Source organism: Candidatus Obscuribacterales bacterium (assembly GCA_036703605.1).
In the GTDB taxonomy this organism is placed as follows: Bacteria; Cyanobacteriota; Cyanobacteriia; order RECH01; family RECH01; genus RECH01.
Genome location: DATNRH010000634.1, coordinates 1 through 2,398 on the forward strand (window position 1 = coordinate 1; position 2,398 = coordinate 2,398).

The 2,398-nt window shown below is 57.5% G+C and carries 1 protein-coding gene; it reads left to right on the forward strand.

All coding sequences use genetic code 11. The features are described 5' to 3' along the window. Positions 1-2,398, forward strand: a 2,398-nt coding sequence (locus tag V6D20_13385) for a hypothetical protein (GenBank protein ID HEY9816773.1), incomplete at both ends; no start/stop codon positions are given.

Sequence of the window (2,398 nt, forward strand, 5' to 3'; positions counted from 1 at the left end):
TCTAGCCCAAGGGGATGGCACGATCGCCTTCACGGCTGACCAGGATAACGTCTCGGTGCATGGCTTAGTCGAGCCCTTTGATTGGCCCGTTGATCTCCGTCTCGATTTAGCAGCCTACCCCGGTCGGATTGAGCTTCACAATGGTCTGAACCTAGCGTTAACCGGCGAGGCAGCGCTTGAAGGCATCTCTGGGGGCTTCCGACTCCAAGATGGGGAGTTATGGGGCGTGACCGATGAGGAGATCGGCGAGGATACCAATGCCTACCAGATCACGGCCGGTAGCCTGGCGGCCCATGCGGAACAGGGTGGTTTCCGGGATCAGCGGGGCTGGACGCGCTGGGCTACGGTACAACGCGATCGCTTACTGCGATCGCCCCTCACCCTGCAGCAGGCCGGCCAGACGGTGGCCTATGCCCTCACCTCCACCCTCGATCCCCTATCGCTGACCGTTGGATCCCATACCTGGCAGTTTTGGTTTCGCGATGTGCCCTTGTTGGCCGATAGCCAGCGCTTTGATCGGGATAGGACGCGATCGCCCATTGCCCAGGAACTACAGTCAGATATTAATGATCCCGAGGCGCGATCGCAGGTCTATAACGCTCTGAATGGCTACGAATGGCGTTTGGGTGACTCAACGTCTCTTGCTTATCTAGATCTCATGGGTCTGCATTTTTATCCTCTCACCCTAGAGGTAGTGCAGGTAGACCAAGATAAGGTTACAGGCGTGGAGATCATCGGTCGCTTGCAACTGCCCTTGAGCGTTCCCACAGGGGAGATAGAGGATGTCAGTAATGCTGTGCGTCTGTCGTTTACTCGCTCCGAAGATGGTCTAGTCTTATCTGGTTTGTCCTTGGAGCCACCGGTATCTGATGTGTCCTTAGAGTCACCGGTATCGGACAATAGTGCAACAGACGCAGCCCTAGCGATGGCCCACTGGCCGCTGGCACTCGCCAATGGAGAATTGAGCAATGCTCCGATGCTGACTTGGTCATCGATTCGTCTGGGTGAGCGGGATGGGGCACCGGTGATTCAACTAGGTGATGCGGAGGCGGGCGAGGCGGGTCAGGTGTGGCTGCAGTTTGTGCTCTTTGAGCAGCTTTGGTCGGTTCCTCTCGGCGTCGTTCAGTTGCCCACCGCTCCCCTCACCTTCACCTTTCCCATGCCCGCCGAAGTGACTCACCTAGCACCGGAATGGGTGAGGGTGGACTTGGATCTGAACGACTACAGGCATCAGGTAATCCTGCAATTAGAAGTACAGGTTGGTCGGCAGCAGGTGGCGGTGCCCCAGACCGCATTTCTGGCCAAGGTGCAGTTTGATCTGTTGCACGATACCCAATCCTCGGCAGCCTCAGACTTTTTCTTTGGCGACCTTGAAGGATCGGCGGAAAGCCAAATCGTCGTGGTTCGACCAGGCACCCTGCAGTTTCAGTGGCAGGGCTATCAGGTGCCGGACTCTGCCGAGGCCAATTTGGTGCAGCTCCTGCCGGGGATGCATCTGCAAAGTTCTGACCAAGCCCCCGGCTATACGGCCCTCACCTTTACCGCTCAACCCCAGACATCTTCCTCAGACTCTCGGATGCAGGTGTCAACCCTGCGGCTAGAGACGGCCTTCATGGAGCTGGTGCTGTTCTGCCAGTGGGGCGACTTTTTGCAGCAGACCGGGGTAACCCAGGGATCGCGATCGCTCCTCTACGCGTCCTCAGCCGGAGATATCACCGTAGGCTATACGGCCCGGTGGGAACCGGATCCGGATCCGGAAACGTGGGAAGGAACGTGGGTAGAATCGCTGTTGCTAAATGGATTGTTGGAAATCAGAAATCTGCTGTCTTGGCCTCTGGCTATGGATTTATCCGCTGGCGATGATCCGCAAACCGTACTGACCTTACCTGCAACGATTCAAGACGGGATTCCCCAGCCCCTCGATCACCTACGTCACACCGCCCAGATCTTATTCAATCAGCATAGCTTACCCACCGATATGCTGCGCCCCGGTCAAGATGAACTGTTGTTTGAACTGGTCGAAGATCGTCCCTGGCAGTTCCTAGCCGTGGTGGAGCATCAGATCATCAATGTCTTGCCCCAGTCTGCCGATTTAAGCAGCCATCGCTTGGAAGGCGATCGCCGCTGGACGGTCACCCAAATGGTGCAAATGGGAACTCCCGCTCAACTGCGGGATGCTCTCCTAGCCCAGAGCGATCGCCATACGTTGGATGCAGGGACGGGCATACGTTCCCTGGGCCAGGCCTTAGGCGGCACCCTAGGCACTGACCTGCGCGATCATCTGGCTGGCGACCAAGCTGCCCTCGATCACTTGGCTCCCCATACACTGCTGGTGGATCTGAGCAGTCCCCACTGGATTCGCCAAACGCCCCTAAACACCAGCAACGGCACTGTCCTA